Origin of the sequence: Bradyrhizobium tropiciagri, assembly GCF_018130545.1 — a bacterium.
Taxonomy (GTDB): Bacteria; Pseudomonadota; Alphaproteobacteria; order Rhizobiales; family Xanthobacteraceae; genus Bradyrhizobium; species Bradyrhizobium tropiciagri_A.
The window spans coordinates 273,946-290,626 of the sequence record NZ_JAFCKF010000005.1 but is presented as its reverse complement, the minus strand read 5'-3'; the positions used below and the strand labels follow the sequence as shown (position 1 = coordinate 290,626).

At 64.6% G+C, this 16,681-nt stretch carries 11 protein-coding genes; 4 read left to right on the top strand and 7 right to left on the bottom strand.

Going from position 1 to position 16,681, the window contains the following annotated elements; translation table 11 throughout:
• Positions 1 to 5: 5 nt before the first annotated feature.
• The gene (locus JQ616_RS22980) at positions 6 to 1,547 is read right to left on the bottom strand and encodes an ABC transporter substrate-binding protein (protein ID WP_212018309.1); all 1,542 of its coding nucleotides are present in this window, start codon (positions 1,545 to 1,547) and stop codon (positions 6 to 8) included.
• Positions 1,548 to 1,665: 118 nt separating this feature from the next.
• Positions 1,666 to 2,898: a CaiB/BaiF CoA transferase family protein gene (locus JQ616_RS22975; RefSeq protein ID WP_212018307.1), complete on the bottom strand. Its 1,233-nt coding sequence runs from the start codon at positions 2,896 to 2,898 to the stop codon at positions 1,666 to 1,668.
• Between the two features lie 254 nt (positions 2,899 to 3,152).
• On the opposite strand from JQ616_RS22975, the gene glgA reads away from it, so the two are divergent.
• On the top strand, positions 3,153 to 4,580 hold the full coding sequence (gene glgA / locus JQ616_RS22970) for a glycogen synthase GlgA (RefSeq protein WP_212018305.1): 1,428 nt from the start codon (positions 3,153 to 3,155) through the stop codon (positions 4,578 to 4,580).
• Positions 4,581 to 4,796: 216 nt separating this feature from the next.
• Positions 4,797 to 5,855, top strand: a complete 1,059-nt coding sequence (locus JQ616_RS22965) for a class I SAM-dependent methyltransferase (protein WP_212018303.1) — start codon at positions 4,797 to 4,799, stop codon at positions 5,853 to 5,855.
• A 92-nt stretch (positions 5,856 to 5,947) separates the two neighbouring features.
• Here JQ616_RS22965 and JQ616_RS22960 read toward each other — a convergent pair whose 3' ends face one another.
• The 5 genes from JQ616_RS22960 to JQ616_RS22940 form a co-directional block, all read right to left on the bottom strand.
• Positions 5,948 to 7,489 (bottom strand): L,D-transpeptidase, encoded by a 1,542-nt coding sequence (locus JQ616_RS22960; protein ID WP_349630046.1) that lies wholly within the window; start codon positions 7,487 to 7,489, stop codon positions 5,948 to 5,950.
• Positions 7,490 to 7,788: 299 nt separating this feature from the next.
• Positions 7,789 to 9,027 (bottom strand): MFS transporter, encoded by a 1,239-nt coding sequence (locus JQ616_RS22955; RefSeq protein WP_212018300.1) that lies wholly within the window; start codon positions 9,025 to 9,027, stop codon positions 7,789 to 7,791.
• Positions 9,028 to 9,115: 88 nt separating this feature from the next.
• Complete coding sequence (locus JQ616_RS22950; protein WP_212018298.1) at positions 9,116 to 9,634, bottom strand: PRC-barrel domain-containing protein; 519 nt, start codon at positions 9,632 to 9,634, stop codon at positions 9,116 to 9,118.
• Between the two features lie 42 nt (positions 9,635 to 9,676).
• Positions 9,677 to 11,878 carry an amylo-alpha-1,6-glucosidase gene (locus tag JQ616_RS22945; RefSeq protein ID WP_212018296.1) on the bottom strand — a complete coding sequence of 734 codons (2,202 nt, stop codon included), beginning with the start codon at positions 11,876 to 11,878 and terminating at the stop codon, positions 9,677 to 9,679.
• 91 nt (positions 11,879 to 11,969) lie between these two features.
• A complete protein-coding gene (locus tag JQ616_RS22940) occupies positions 11,970 to 13,733 on the bottom strand; it encodes an ABC transporter ATP-binding protein (protein WP_212018295.1) in 1,764 nt (587 codons plus the stop codon).
• Between the two features lie 316 nt (positions 13,734 to 14,049).
• On the opposite strand from JQ616_RS22940, the gene JQ616_RS22935 reads away from it, so the two are divergent.
• Both JQ616_RS22935 and JQ616_RS22930 read left to right on the top strand, forming a co-directional pair.
• Positions 14,050 to 15,117 (top strand): glycosyltransferase family 4 protein, encoded by a 1,068-nt coding sequence (locus JQ616_RS22935; protein ID WP_212018293.1) that lies wholly within the window; start codon positions 14,050 to 14,052, stop codon positions 15,115 to 15,117.
• A 303-nt stretch (positions 15,118 to 15,420) separates the two neighbouring features.
• Positions 15,421 to 16,674, top strand: a complete 1,254-nt coding sequence (locus JQ616_RS22930) for an ABC transporter substrate-binding protein (protein WP_212018291.1) — start codon at positions 15,421 to 15,423, stop codon at positions 16,672 to 16,674.
• The last annotated feature ends 7 nt before the right edge of the window (positions 16,675 to 16,681 follow it).

Sequence of the window (16,681 nt, the reverse complement as noted above, 5' to 3'; positions counted from 1 at the left end):
AAAGGCTATTCCTTCCAGGCGTAGGAGACGTCGAGCACCCCGTTGAACATCTTCGGCATGCCTTTCACCTTCGCGCTGGAGATCGCGTAATAGGTGTTCTGGAAGGTCCAGAACCAGATCGCCTCCTTGTTGATCAGACGGCTGATCGCGCAGTAATCGTCGGTGCGCTTGGCGACGTCGGCGGTGGTTCGGGCATGCTCCAGCAGGCGATCGAGCTCCGGATCGGAGAAATTCGCCAGCGCCACCGGGCTACCGGTGTGGAAATTGGCGTACATCTGCGGATCGGGATCGGCGAGATCGACGATACGCCACGGCGTCAGCTGGAACTGGCGCATGAAGGCGCGCGGCACGATCGTGGCCTGATCGACCTGCTCGATCTCCATGTTGGCGCCGACCCGCTTCCAGATCTGCTGCAGCACCTGGCCGACGGTGCGGCCGCGCGGCGTCGCCGATACGATCATCTTGAAATCGACCGGCTTGCCGTAATCCTTGAGCAGCGCCTTGGCCTTGTTGACGTCCTCCGGCAGCGCGCCGTCGTCCTTGCACTTGACCCAAGAGCCGTCGCCATAGGGATTGCTGGCCGGCCGCGCCAGGCCGTTGGTGATCGCCTGCGAGATCTTCTTGCGATCGAGCGCCATCACCAGAGCCTGGCGCACGCGGACGTCGTCGAACGGCGCCGCCTTGGTGTTGAACGCGTAGACCTGCGCGCCGGAGCCGGCATAGGAATGCACGGTCAGGCTGGAATCCTTCTGCGCCTTGACGATATTGTCGGCGTCGTACTCATCGTCCCAGATGACGTCGGCCTCGCCCGATTGCAGCGAGGCAAAGCGCGACTGCGCATCCGGCAGCGGCTTCAAGATGATGCGGTCGAGATAGGGCTTGCCCTTGTCCCAATAGTCCGGGTTCTTCTCCAGCACCATGCGGTCGCCGGCGGTCCAGGATTTCAGGATATAGGGGCCGGTGCCGACCGGATTGCGATTGTAGTCGTCGCCCTTGGTCTTCCAGGCGGTCGGCGACTGCATCACGTTGTTGGAACTCTGGATCGACTGCGTCGCCGGAAAGTTCACCGCCGGATCGCTGAAATTGTAGCGCACCGTGAGGTCATCAATGACGTCCACACTCTTGATGCTCGTAATGTAGAAGGCGCAGCGGCACTTGTTGGCCGGATCCTTCTGGCGGTCGAAGTTCTCCTTCACCGCCTGCGCATTGAACGGCGTGCCGTCGTGGAATTTGACGCCGGGCCGCAGCTTGATGGTCCAGGTCTTGAAGTCTTCGGAATGCTCCCAGGACAGCGCGAGCTTCGGCTTCGGCTCGCCCTTCTCGTCGAGCGTCATCAGTGTGTCGAAGATCGCGGCCGCCGCAGTGTTGGCCGATGTATCGTAGACGCCGACCTTGAGCGGGTCGAAGCCCGGAATGTCGAGTTCCTGGCCGACGGTGAGCGTGCCGCCTTGCTTCTGCGCATGGGCGGGTACAGCGAATGCAGTCGCACCTAATCCCGCCACAAGAAATATGCGCGCAACCGCGTGCGCGCGCCCGACCAGCTTCATCGATGCTCCCTCCCAGGTGGGCGACGTCCGGTGTTCCGGATCGTCGTGTGTTGGGCAGCAGCTTGTCCGGAATCGCCGCGCGCGACAAGACCGTAAAACGGATGAAAAAGCCGCAGGCTTAACTGCGCGCGGTTTTCGCCGGTTGCGCTGCGAAGCCTGCGATCTGATCGTCGGAAAGGCCGATCTCCTTCAGATAGGACCGCGTGTGCTCGCCGAGCGTCGCCATCCGCTTGCGCGCGCCGACGGTCGCACCGGACATGCGGAACGGCAGATTGAGCACCTTGAAGCCGCCGCCGCCGTCCTCGACCTCGGCCAGTGCGCCGCGATGGGCGATCTGCGGATCGGCGAGCGCCTCGCGCACGGTGCGATAGGCCGACGACGGCACGCCATATTCATTGAGCGCGGCAAGGCAGGCTTGCGTGCTGATCGCACGCGACCATGCCTCGACGCCCTCCATCAGGCCGGCCCAATTGTCCCGCCGATCGGAATATTTGGCGAAGCGCGGATCGGACACCCATTCGGGCCGGCCGATCACCTGCATCAGGTTCTGGAACGTCTTCTCGCTGGCGATCGCCACCATCACGTAGCCGTCGGTGGTTTCAATCGGGCCGAACATCGGCCGCTGCGTTGCCTTGACCTCGAATTGCGACCACTGCAACTCGTTCAGGGTCAGGCTCAGCATCGATTCCAGCATCGAGACGTCGATATGCTGGCCGTTGCCGCTTACGCCGCGCTGATAGAGCGCCGCCGAGATCGCGCCGAAGGCGTAGACGCCGGTCAGCACGTCGGCGTGATAGATGCCGCAATAGTCCGGCCGGCTGCGGCCCGGCTGGTAGGCGAGATGCGCCATCTCGTAGCCCGAGGCGGCATGGATCACCGGCGCATAGGCCGGCAATTCCGCCGACGGGCCGGTCTGGCCGTAGCCGGAGATCGAGCAGAAGATCAGCTTCGGATTGATGTCGCGAATAGAGGCATAGTCGAGCTTGAGCCGCCGCATCACGCCGGGGCGGAAATTCTCCACCAGCACGTCGGCGGTCGCGATCAGCCGGCGCACGGCTTCGACGCCGGCCGACGACTTCAGGTCGAGCACCAGACTGTTCTTGCCGATATTGAGCTGGCCGAACGCCGTCGAGCAATTGTTGCGCACCGGCGGCCGCGTCCGCATCGTCTCACCCTCGGCGGGCTCGATCTTGATTACCTCCGCGCCCATGTCGGCAAGCATCCGCGTGCAATGAGGTCCTGCGATCGTGGTCGAAAAATCGAGCACGCGAAGGCCATCGAAACTCCGTGTCAAATTCCCCTCATCGTCGGCGGCTATTGTCGTTGCCAAGGCTTCCTCCACCTTCGTCATTTTGGTTGTTCGGCGTCGCGTGACCCTAGAGCATGATCCGGAAAAGTGGAAACCGGTTTTCCGAGAAGATCATGCTCAAACAACAAGATGAGATCGTGCTGCGCTTCGCGGAAGCGCAGCACGATCTCAAGTGAGCCGCCCGACAGGAAAGCGTCTCGTCCAGACCGGGACCGCGGGCGGTCTTGCATTTTACTCAAAGGCAAATTGGACCCGATCTTGCATAGCCCTGTCTCGGGCTGGAACGAGGGCGCTTGTTGAAGGTCTTATTCGTCACGACGGAGATGGACGATTTCGTCCGCGTGGGCGGGCTCGGCGCCGTTTCCGCTGCACTCCCCCGGGCGCTCCGGCCGTGGAGCGACGTCAGGATCATGCTTCCCGGTTACCGGGATGTGGTCGAGCAATTCACGCATATTGAGATCGTTGGGCAATGCGCAGCGCTTGCCGAGATGCCGGCCTGCTCGCTCGGCCGCGCATCGACCAAAGACGGGCTGCCGGTCTACGTGCTGCTCTGTCCGGAGCTCTACGACCGGCCGGGCAATCCCTACGGCGACGAGTCCGGCCGCGACTGGCCGGACAACGACATCCGCTTCGGGCGCTTTGCCTCCGCCGCTGCCGAACTTGCAGCCGGAACGCTGGACAAGAATTGGGCAGCCGACCTCGTTCACGCCAACGACTGGCAGGCCGCGCTCACACCCGCCTACCTCGCGTGGCGAGACGCGCGGATTCCATCGATCCTGACCATCCACAATCTCGCCTATCAGGGCCTGTTTCCGAAGGACTCGCTGCGGCGGATCGGCGCACCGGAAAGCTCATTCCACATCGACGGGCTGGAGTTCTACGACAAGCTCTCCTTCCTCAAGGGCGGCCTCGTCTACGCCTCGCATCTGACCACGGTCAGCGCGACCTATGCGAGGGAGATCACGTCCGCGGAGCTTGGCTGCGGGCTCGAGGGCCTCCTGCGCGTGCGCTCCGACGCCGACCAGTTGACCGGCATCCTGAACGGCATCGACGAGAGCTGGGACCCGCGCCACTGCGCCCAGCTCGCGCAGCCGTTCGGCGCCGGCGACTGGAAGGGCAAGCAAGCCAACGCCGACTACGTCCGGCGGCAATTCGGGCTTGCGGTCTCGCGCGGGCCGATTTTCGGCCTGGTCGCGCGGCTCGTGCATCAGAAAGGCGTCGACCTCGTGCTGTCGGCCGCGGACGAGATCCTCCAGGCCGGCGGCCAGATCGTGGTCACCGGCAGCGGCGAACCCGCGATCGAGGACGCCCTGGTCGCCGCGCACCGGCGCCGGCCGGACGCGATCGGCGTCATCATCGGCTTCAACGATGCGCAGGCGCGCCGGATCTTCGCCGGCAGCGATTTCACTTTGATGCCGTCGCGCTTCGAGCCCTGCGGCCTCAGCCAGATGTATGCGCAGCGCTTCGGCTCGCTGCCGATCGGCCACCAGACCGGCGGGCTTGCGGAAACCATCGCCGACGGCGAGACCGGCTTCCTGTTCTCCCAACCATCGCCGGAATCCTTCCTCGGCGGTGTCAGGCGCGCCTTCGACGCCTACCGCGCCAAAGATCGCCTCAACGCCATGCGCGCCAGCGCGATGGCCAAGTCCTACAGCTGGGACCTGTCGGCCGCTTGCTACAGCTCGCTATACAAAAAGCTCATCCTGCCACGAGCAGCGGCCTAACGCGCAACGCCTCGCAAGGTTGTGAAGTCGGCCGCTCTGGGATCCCAGGCGCTTCGTAACAATCGGCCTCTACCGCCGAACCTATCCGTGCGATGATGTCGATCCCCAAGGCTGCGTCTAAGGCTACGTCCAAGGTCGCGTGCCTGGACGAGGCTGCATGCATGAAATTGCGAATGATGAACTTTTTGCAAAACCCAATTGCGATGGAGGAACATCATGGACGTCAATGAGGAGCGTCTCAATTCATTCATGGGTAAGATGATCGGTGATGTCGGCGCGGCGATGAACGCCTCGCTGATGCTGCTGGGAGACAAGCTCGGGCTCTACAAGGCTCTCGCCCAGCAAGGACCAATGAACGCTGCGGCGCTTGCCAAGGCAACAGGAACGGCCGGGCGTTACGTTCAGGAATGGCTCTCGGCACAGGCGGCCTCCGGCTACATCGAATACGACAGCGCGACCGGAAAGTTCTCGATGCTGCCCGAGCAAGCACTGGCGCTGGCCGACGAGGACAGTCCGGTCTTCCTCGGCGCGGTAGGAAGCCTTGTCGGCGCGACCTTTCTCGACGAGCCGAAGATCACCGACGCGTTCAAGACCGGCAAGGGCGTCGGCTGGAACAAGCGCAACGAGTGCCTGTTCTGCGGCACCGCCCGCTTCTTCCGCACCAGCTACAAGCACTATCTCGTGCAGGAATGGCTGCCGGCGCTGGAGGGCGTGGTCGACAAGCTGAAGCAAGGCGCTGTTGTCGCCGACGTCGGCTGCGGCCACGGCGTCTCGACGCGGTTGATGGCGGAAGCGTTTCCGAAATCAACCTTCTACGGCTTCGACTATCACGACGGCTCGATCCAGGCGGCGCGGATCGCCGCAAAGGAAGCCGGATTGTCGGACCGCGTCCATTTCCAGACCCATTCCGCCAAGACATTCCCAGCCAACAAATATGACCTGGTGTGCTTCTTCGATTGCCTGCACGACATGGGCGACCCGGTCGGCGCCCTCAAGCACACCCGCTCCACCCTCGCCGATGATGGCACCTGCCTGTTGATCGAGCCGTTCGCCAACGACCGGCTGGAGGACAACCTCAATCCGATCGGGCGGGTCTATTACGCCGCCTCGACGATGATCTGCACGCCGGCCTCGCTGGACCAGGAGGTCGGACTTGCGCTCGGCGCGCAGGCCGGAGAGACCAGACTGCGCGAGGTCGCGCGCCAGGGTGGCTTCTCGCGCTTCCGCCGTGCGGCGGAGACGCCATTCAACCTGATCCTGGAAGCTCGCCCGTAACGCTACAACGCAATTGGACGGCGGCATCACACCGCCGTCCAATGTTCTCAATACTGATCGGATCCCTCGGCGGCTACGCCGTCAGCGCCCTGCTACCAGTCCTGCGATTGCCAGTATTGCTGGCCGCCGCGCCGACGCGGATTGGCGGCTTGCGGATTGCCATAATACGGATTGCCGTACTGGGCCGGCGCTTGAGGATTGCCGTACTGGGGATAGCCGTATTGGGTGCCGGACTGCGGATTCCAGCTGCGCTGGGAGAAGAAGCCGAAACCGTCGTCGCTGCTGGCAACCGGGTAATCCTCATCCACCGGCCGCGGTGTCGGCTTGCGCGTGATGAAACCGCCCTGGGGCTGGTTGCTCAGCACCGCAACGAACTCGGTGCGATAGTTGGTCTCGGCGCTCAGCGGCTCATCCGAGATGATGATCGAGGACCGCGGCACAGCGGTCGGCGCGATGCGGTCCAGCACATCCTGCGGGATGGTGACGCGGTCGAGCGCGTCCTTGGCGTTGTCTCCGTCGTCGATCGTCACCTGGGTCCAGCGCAGGCCGGAATCGTTGCGCGCCATCGCCGTATAGATATGCGTGCCGATCGGCTTGTCCGGATCGCGGATCGTGACCGGAACTTCGATGCTCGAGTCGAACACCTCGCCGCCGTCGGCCCATGGCTTATGGGTGTTGCGCCGGACGTAAAGCTTCTGCGTCGCGCGGCTGATGTAGACCGAGACCGGCTCCAGCGCGAGCTTGGCTTCGGTCGCCGCTTGCTGGGCGTCGGCCTTCTTGGTCTCGGCAGCCTTGAAGGCTTCCTTCGCGGCGGCCGCGGCATCGAGCTTCGGCTTCGCGTCGCCCTGGGCCGCCTCGAACTGGGTGGTCGCTTCCGCGGCCTTGGCGACCGCCTTCTGCTTCAGATCCTCGGCACGCGCCTTGGCCTGGTCGGTCTTGGCCTTGGCCAGCGACTTGTCGGCCAAAGCAACCGCGGCGTCGGCACGGATCTTGACCTGTTCCAGCTTGCGCAGTGACGCCGGCGTGGACAGTGCCGCTTCCTTTGCCGCGGCCGCGGAGGCCTTCTTCGCGTCGTCGGCAGCCTTGGCGGCGTCCGCGGCCTCGCGGGTCAGCTTCTCGGCACGTGCCGGAGCCGCCGCGATCGCCTGCGCGTTGGGCACGAACAGCGCCGGGTGGGTAAAATCGACCGGCTCCGGGTCGTTCGGCGCTATGATCACCCGCATCCCGATCCGGGTCTTGTCGAACAGCTTCTCGGCAAAGTCATAGGGCATCCGGACGCAGCCATGGGAGGCCGCATAGCCCGGCAGCGGCCCGCCATGCAGCGCAATGCCGTTCCAGGTGATGCGCTGCATGTTCGGCATCCAGGCATCGTCGTACATGGTTGAGTGATGGTCCTTGTCCTTCTCGACCAGCGCAAAGATGCCGGCTGGCGTCTCGCGTCCCTTGACGCCGCTCGAGACAGGCGCGCGATAGATCCAGCCGTCGGCGTCGTAGAAGGTGACCTTCTGGGCCTTGATCGACACGATTGCCATGATCGGCTCGCCCGCATTGCGCGGCGCGGTCGCCTCGACGGTCGCCGCCGGACGCTGCTGCTTCGCCGCCACGCCGCCGCTCAGTGACGCGAATGTGACCATCGCAGCGAATGTCACAAAGGTGGGACGCCCCCAACGCCGCATCGCTCCGATGATCTGCGCCGTCGTCGTTCGATTCATCATGCCATTCCTCGGTCGAAATGCCTGCCCGCGCTGCGTCGATCCGTACCAGAGCACGATTTTGGATTGATTAACCGCTGCCGGCATCGGCTCGTTCCAGCAGCAAATCACTCATATATGACGGCGCATGCAGGAGGAAGGGTGCCGCGCGGCCAAAACCGACCCGTGGCCGTCGAAATCCCCCGCCTGGAGGGTAACAGCCGAGAGAGCTATCCTCGCCATCATGCCGTCCGCCGCGTCTCCGGCATCACCAGCCAGATCATGAACAGCCCCAGCGCTGCGACCCCGGCGAGGCCCATGAAGGCGGTGCTGCTGCCGAGCTTGTCGCTGACATAACCGGCCAGCACCGTGCTGAGCGAGGCGCCGATGCCGACCGCGGTGCCGACAATGCCCTGCGCCAGGTTGAAATGGCCGCTGCCGAACGCCACGTCGGCCACGATCAGCGGCACCAGCACGCTGAAGATCGCCGCGGTGATGCCGTCGAATATCTGCACCACGACCAGCAGATAGGGATCACGCACCGTTGCGAACAGCAGGCCGCGGATCGCCAGCGAGGCGAAGGCCAACAGGAGCAATGGCCGCCGGCCGATGATTTGGGCCTTGCGGCCGACCGACGGCGAGCACAGCGCGACGATCGCCTGCGGCACAATGATGCAGGCCGCGATCAGGACCGGCGCCCATTGGCTCGAGCGCGTGGTGACGACGCCCGCCATCAGCGGCAGCATCGCGGCATTGGCCAGCTGGAACAGCATCATCGCGCCGGCGAAGATCAGGAGCGTCCGGTGTCGTACCAGAGTGAAGACGCTGGTGGCGCGCTTGTCGGGAACCTCACGCTTCACCTCACCGTGAGCCTGCGCGATGTCGATCTCGCGCTCGCGAATCCGTGCCAGCGACAACAAGGTCGGGATCGCCAGGATGAAGGTGACGAGGAACACGGAACGGCTCGACAGAAAATAACCGCAAGCGCCCATCAGCGCCGCAGCCGAGCCGCTGCCGAGCGAGGCGAAGCGCGCGTTGCGGCCGAGCCGCTCGCCGATCGCAAGCGGCCCGACCAGGCCGAGGCTGATCGCGGCGATCGCAGGTCCCAGCACGCAGCTTGCAAGCGCGTGCAGCGTCGCGGCGAGCGTCACGACCGGGAAGATCGGCCACAGCGCGTAGGCCAGCGCGGCCGATCCGATCGCAGCGACCGCGCAGCCTGCGACCACCCGTTCCGAGCGCGCCGCGTCGACGATCGCCCCGCCGGGCATCTGGCCGAGCAGGCCGATGATGCCGCCGATCGAGAGCACGAAGCCGATCTCGACCTGGGTCCATTTCTGCGTCGTCAGATAGACCGCGATGAACGGACCGAATCCGGTCTGCACGTCGGCCAGGAAGAAGATGAACCAGTCGAGGCCGCGCTGGCTTTCGCGCGACGGCCCGCGCGGCGGCTCCGGACTGGGCTGATCGGGGACAATCGACACAATGTTGGTGCTGCCGGCTGATCGCTCACCACGATCGTCGCCAACCGTCCCGAATGAAGAGTTCGGACGCGCGACCAGTTTCAGCCCCCTAATGCTCGTAATCCCATGGATGGAGATTGCCGGCCGCGCCCAGCACGATCAGCGGCGTATCTTCCTTGTATTCCGGTGCAGCGCTCACCTGCTGCTTGTTGAGGTCCAGCGTGATGCTGTCGCTCTTGCTGGAAACGCCGGCGAAGCGCAGCGCGTTCCAATCGACCACGATCTTGCGGCTGCCGACGCCAAGGAAGCCGCCGAAATCGATCACCGCGGCGCGCACCTTGCCGTCGCGATCGACGATGACGTCGACGATGCGGCCCATGTCCTCATTGGCGGAGCTGCGTACGTCGCGCCCGAGAATGCCGTGCGCATCGCGCGCGCCGATCACGGTCACCGACGGCGGCGGCGACTCCTTGGCCTGCTCCTTCGGTGCCGCAGGAGCTGCTGGCGGCGCTTGAGCGGCTGGCGGCGGGGATGGCGTCGGCGCCGGCGATACATCGTCCGCGGCACGGACATCTGCGCATGTCAGCAGCATCGCTGCGACCAGCATAATCATGATCCCTGGACGCATCTACCTCTCCCCACGATTGCCTGGTCCATCGCGCCACGACGCTCAATGCGTCAGCACGATCGACACCTGGATCTGGCCACGCGTGCGCAGCACTTCGAGTGACACCTCGTCGCCGTGGCGACGCAGCCGCAGATCGACACTGGACGTGCCGAGCCGGAGGTCGCGCAGCACCACGTCGTTGAGGAATTCCGGCAACCGCGGATCGCGCAACCGGATCTCGCCGCGCACGGTGTCGAATTCGAGCCCGAGCGCGGCCTCCAGCAGCGTGAACGGCGTCGCGCTCGCCCAGGCCTGCGGTGCGCAAGCGACGGGATAGAGCACCGGGCCGCGCCTTCGTTCGCGGCGGAAGCCGCAGAACAGCTCCGGCAGCCGTCGCAACTCCATGTAGCTTGCAGCGTCGAACAATCCCTTGAACAGATGCGCGACCGAATCCTTGAGGCCATAGCGGGCCAGTCCGAGTGCGATCAGCGCATTGTCATGCGGCCAGATCGAGCCGTCGTGATAGGACATCGGGTTGTAGCGCGCCTCGCCTACGGCGACGGTCCGGATGCCCCAGCCCGAGAAGAATTTCTGGCTCATCAGATCGGCGGCGACCCGTCGCGCGCGGTCCTGACTCACCATGCCGGAAAACAAGGTCTGCCCGGCGTTCGAGGTGCGCACCTTGCAGGGCCGCTTGGCGCCGTCGAGCGCCAGCGCATAGGTGCCGAGCTCTTCGCACCAGAATGCCGCTTCGAAGCGCTCGCGCAGCTGCTCGGCCTCTGCATCAAGCTTCGCCGCCTTGTCGGCGAAGCCGAGGATGCGCGCCGTACGCGCGGCGAGCTGCTTGCCGGCGAACACATAGCCCTGCACTTCCGCCAGTGCGATATTGCCCTCGGCAAGCGTGCCGTCGGCGTGGAAGATGGCGTCGAAGGAATCCTTCCAGCCCTGGTTCCGGAGGCCTTGATCGGTGGCGCGCTGATATTCGACGAAGCCGTCGCGATCCGGATCGCCCGGGCCATCGATCCATTGCAGCCCGGCCTCGACCGCAGGCCACAGCTCGCGCAACGTCTCCAGATCGCCGGTGCGCCCCAGATAGAGCCCGGCCAGCAGCACGAACAGCGGGGTCGAATCGACGCTGCCGTAATAATGCGCGAACGGCACCTCGCGAAGCGCGGCCATCTCGCCGCCGCGCATCTCGTGCAGGATCTTGCCCGGCGCGGCATCGGCCAGCGGATCGACCGCCCTGGCCTGGAACAGCGCCAGCCGCTTCAGCACGCCCTTGGCGATGCGGGGATCGACCCACAGCATCTGCAGCGCGGTGATCAGCCCGTCGCGGCCGAACGTCGTCGAATACCAGGGAATGCCGGCATACGGGTAACGGCCCTGCGGCGTTTCCGTCATCAGCATGTTGAGGTCGGCCATCGCCTGGCACAGCACCTCGTTGAAGATGTTGTTCGAGGTCTCGATCGAGGCCGCGCCGGCCGACGAGTTGCGCATCTCGCGGCGATGCGCCAACAACCCACGGAAGAACGGTACCGGTTTCTGCATGATCGGCTTGTTGCAGGACACCGCGACGAACAGCGAAGTGACCTGCGCGGGCTCGAGGTCGAAATGGTAGGTCGCAGCGTTGACCGACAACCGCGTCGGTCGCGGGTCGAAATGCAGCGCGGTGATCCGCGCCTGCTCGTCGAGGCCGCAATATTCCAGCACGACGTCGGTCGGACCGAGCAACTTGCTCGAGCCGATGCCGCGCCGCGACCGCCGCTCGCCGCGCACCTCGAACAAATCGGCGAAATCATTGTCGAACAGCAGCGTGAGATCGAAGCTCGCGGCATGATCGCCGTGGTTCTGCAGGCCGATGCGCTGATAGGCGGTGCCGCGCCACAGGAAGATCGAGCGCACGATGTGCAGCGTGTCCTTCGGCAAGGTCAGGCGGCCGTCACGATAGACGTCTGAATTGGTGAGATCGACCGTCAGCGCCGAATTGTCGTCGCGCATGTTGGAGCCGAGCAGCAGCGGCTGCACGTCCTCCAGCACCATTTCCAGCCGCGCGAGGTAGCGCGTGTCGGCGTTGAACAGGCCATCGGGGCCGCCGGCCGAGGCACCGATATCGCCATGGCTATCGAGCACGATGAAGGTGTCGTCATGCTTGAGCGAGCGCCGCGGCCGGGCTGCGGGCCCGGTCATCGGAATGTAGAACGGCGATTCGGCGACGTGCTCGGTGATGCGAGCAGTGATGATCTGCGTAACGACGTCAGCTGCCATCTGAACCTCTGGCGACCTTGCTTGGCTCAAGTCCCGACTCTCGGTTCGAACGAACGCACCGGAACGCAACGACACGCTTGATGACGCGGGGTCAGGCCGCGCTGGTGGAGAGGCGGCCCATCTCGCGCGCGACCAGGTCGCGGTAGGGGCCCCTGCCCTTCACGAGGATATCGGGCGGACCGTCCTCGACGATCCGGCCGCCCTGCAGCACAACCACGCGGTCGAAGCTGCGCAAGGTCGCGAGGCGGTGCGCGATCGCGACCACCGTACGCCCGCGCATCAGTCGCGACAACGCCTCGCGGATCGCCTCCTCGGAGTCCGCATCGAGCGCCGCAGTGGCCTCGTCGAGCAGCAGGATCGGCGCATCCTTCAGGAAGGCGCGCGCGATCGCAATGCGCTGGCGCTGGCCGCCGGACACCTTGACGCCGCGGTCACCGACGATGGTGTTCATGCCCTCGGGCAAGGTCTCGATGAAGTCGCAGCGCGCCGCAATGGCCGCCCGCAGCACCTCGTCGTCGGTGGCATCAGGCCTTCCGTAACGGATGTTCTCCAGGATCGAACGGTGGAACAGCGAGATATCCTGCGGCACCACCGAGATCGCCGCGCGCAGGCTCTGCTGGGTCACGCGCGAGATGTCCTGGCCGTCGACCGTGATGTTGCCCTGCTCGACATCGTAGAAGCGCTGCAGAAGGGTAAACAATGTTGACTTGCCGCCGCCGGACTGGCCGACCAGCCCGACCCGTTGGCCGGGCTGGATGCGCAGGCTGAAGCGCTCGAACACCTGTAGGCCGCCGGGATAGCGGAACGAGACGTTGTTGAAGGCGATCGCCGCGCCGCTCTTCACCAGCACCTCGGCTTCCGGATGGTCCTTCAGCTCATGCGGCTGCAGCAGCGTCGCCAGCGCCTCGGTCAGGCGCGCGACATGCTGGGTGACGTCGACCAGCGCGACGGCGAGATCGCGAGTGGCGCTGAGGATCGAGATGCCGAGCGTGCAGACCAGCACCACGTCGCCGGTGGTGGCCTGGCCCTGCTGCCAGAGCGAGAGCGCCCAGGCCAGCATCGCGATCGTGAGGATCACGGTCACGCCGGCGTGAACCAGCCGGAGCTTTTCGAGATAACGCAGGGAACGGCCGCGCGCGACGAGTTCCCGATTGACGGTCGCGTCGAAGCGGTCGTGCTCATAGCCGAGGCCGCAGAACGCGCGCACCAACGGCAGATTGTTGATCACATCGACCATCTCGCCATCGACGGCGGCCGCCCGGTTGGCGAAATCGTCATGCAAGGGTCGGCCGGCGGCGGCCATGCGGAACATCGCCACCACCATGGTTCCCGCGATCAGGATCAGCACGGCTGACATTGTCAGGCTTACGGTTCCAACCAAGGTGATCGCGGCAAAGGTTGCGATGCACGGCGGCAACACATTCCATACGAACATGTTCTCGACGGTGAACACCGCGTTCGATGTCGCCGTGATCCGGCTGGTCAACATGCCCGGCAGCCGGTCAGTGAAATAGCTCGGCGCGTGGCCGGTGAGATGACGGAACATGTCGCGGCGCAGGTCGCCGGTGACGCTGACAAAGGTGTAGCTCGCCGTCCAGCTCGCGATCCGCCACATGAAGTTGTCGGCAGCGATCAGCGACATGAGCAGAGCGAATGCCAGCCATACGCCATTCGCGGCCGACGGTCCGGCCGACAACGCGTCGACCAGATTCTTCACGCCGTATTGCGTGCCCACCGAACAGGCAACCGCCGCAACCACGGCCGACAAGATTACAACATGCGACGGAAGCCGCCGGCGCAGATAGCGCAGCACAAAGGGGAACGGACGGTGCGCGTATCCTGACAGATGGTCCATGACGTCCTGCAAAAGCTGTTGAAGGTGAACGAGAAAATTTTAGTCCAAGCTCTCGTGCACGATGACGTGAAGGGCGGCGGTGGGATTCCTTGATGCAGCCATCACTGCGCAACAATTTTGCAACGCTGGCGTCGGCAAAAACGTGTTGGAGCGAGATGGCATCAGCAAGACCACAGTGTGATGGAAGAAAGAAGCGGCAGATCTCTCACACATAAGGAACCTCGCACGTGCGAGAACGTTCCCGTCTTCGGCATGTCCGGTGCCATCAGAGGGCTGAGGGTCTGGTCCACTCACATTACAAACAGGAGACGGAGAAATGCGCATCGCGCAGGTTGCCCCGCTGACGGAGGCTGTTCCCCCAAAACTCTACGGCGGCACCGAACGGGTCGTGCACTGGCTGACCGAAGAACTTGTAACACTTGGACATGACGTAACGTTGTTCGCCAGTGGCGATTCACAGACCTCCGCGAAGCTCGATGCGACCTGGCCGAAGGCGCTGCGCCTCGACGGCTCCGTCCGCGATCCCAATGCGCTGCACATGGTGATGCTGGAGCGCGTCCGGCAGAAAGCCGACGATGAGGAGTTCGACTTCCTGCACTGCCATCTCGACTATTACCCCTGGTCGCTGTTCACCCGACAGCCGACGCCATTCGTGACCACGCTGCACGGCCGGCTCGACCTGCCGGAGCATCAGCCGGTCTTCAACACCTTCTCCAAGATCCCTGTGATCTCGATCTCCAACGCGCAGCGACGGCCGGTTCCGCAGGCGAATTGGGTGCGCACCATCCACCATGGCCTGCCGGAGAATCTGTTGACGCCGCAACCGGCCAAGCAGTCCTATCTCGCCGTTCTCGGGCGCATTGCGCCGGAGAAAGGCGTCGATCGTGCGATCAAGATTGCAACCCGCTGCGGCATTCCGCTGAAGATCGCGGCCAAGGTCGATCGCGCCGACCAGGAATATTACGATGAGTTGATCAAGCCTCAGATCACCAACAATCCGCTGGTCGAGTTCATCGGCGAGATCAGCGACCGCGAGAAGCCGGATTTTCTCAGCGGCGCGATCGGCCTCCTGGTTCCGATCGACTGGCCGGAGCCGTTCGGCCTCGTGATGATCGAGGCGATGGCCTGCGGCACGCCCGTGATCGCCTATAACCGCGGCTCGGTGCCGGAGATCATCGAGGATGGTCTGACCGGCTTCATCGTCGAAGACGAGATCAGCGCAATCTCCTCGGTCGGTCGGCTGTCGACGCTCAACCGCGACGCGATCCGCAAGCAGTTCGAGACCCGCTTCACCGCGCGCCGGATGGCGCTCGACTATCTCGCCGCCTATCGCGGCCTGATGGAAGCCAAGCCGCGTTTCAAGCTCGTGTCGAGCGCCGAATAGAAGGTTGCAGCGGCCGATCGAATGATCCGGCGGGCCGGCCGGCACCATCAGTGCCGGTCCGTCGGGTCATTCGATTGTCAATAATACCGTCACGTTCGGCGGCAACTCCCACACAGTGAAGCCGTTTCCATGCGCGCGTCGCGCGATTGCTGCGATGCACCAGTCATCATGCGTATCCCCATGAGTCCGTCCGATATCGCCTTTGCGATTGCCGGATTACGTGCTCTTATGCGCCTCGCTTGAGCAAAAAATAATAAGCGAGCGGGCGGAGCAACCGTGCCGCGGTCGCACAGGGGGAACGCCATGCCAGGGGACCGCAAGCCATCGGCCATTAATAATGCCGCGCCGACCAACGCCTCACGAACGAAACTGAACCGCCGTAAGTTCCTGGTCAAAACCGGCGGCGTGCTGGCGGCCGGCGCCTTCGGCGCCGTCCCGCTGCGCGGCTGGGCCGCCGATCCGATCAACATCGGCGCGCTCTATCCGAGCACCGGCAGCATGGCGCAGATCGGTATCGGCTGCGTGGCCGCGGCCAAGCTCGCGGTCGACATGGTCAACGAGGCCGGCGGCATCAAATCGCTCGGCGGCGCCAAGCTCAACCTAATCGTCTCCGACGTGCAGAGCGACACCACGGTGACGCGCACCGAGACCGACCGCCTGATCACCGGCAACAAGCTGTCGGCGATCCATGGCTGCTACGCCAGCGCGCTGACCTTGATTGCCAGCGAGGTCTGCGAGCGCGCCCGAGTTCCGATCATCACGGGATCGAGCTCCGACCAGCTCAACAAGGGCCGCAGCTACACCTTCACCCCGTTCGCGCGCGCCTCGCAATTCGCCAAGGCGCAGTTGCAGATGGCGAAGCTTGTCAGCGAACAGGCCAAGGTCGCCGTCATCTTCGAGAACACCGCGTTCGGCACCTCGACCTCGAACGGGCTGAAGGAGCTGGCGCCAGGCGAAGGCGTCGAGATCGTGATGTTCGAGCCGTACTCAGCCGGCTTCACCGATGCCAGCCCGCTGATCAACAAGGTCAAGGCCTCCGGCGCCAACACGCTGTTCTCGCTGTCCTACCTCAACGACCTGATCCTGATCGTGCGCACCGTGAAGCAGGTCGGGCTCGACATCGCGATCAATGGCGGCTCGGGCGGCTTCGTGATGCCGGACTTCTACAAGAATGTCGGCAAGGCGGCCGAGGGTCTGCAAGGCGTCGCGCACTGGAACCACGACGTCAACGAGGATGCGCAGAAGGTCAACGCCGAGTTCAAGAAGCGCACCGGCGAGTTCGCGTTCGAATATGCCGGCGGCCTGGTTGCGCAGACCTTCATGCTGGCCGACGCGCTGGAGCGCGCCGCGTCCGCCGATCCGAAGAAGGTGCGCGATGCGCTGTCGACGCTCGACGTCTCCTCCGGCTATGCGGCGATGGCGCCGGGCGGCAAGGTGAAGTTCGGGCCCGACGGCAAGAACGTCTACGGCCGTCCGGTCGGCGTGCAGTGGCAGAACGCCGATCTCGCCAGCATCTTCCCGAAGGAAGACGCCCGCGCCCCGCTGCTGAAGACCTGAGCGCGGT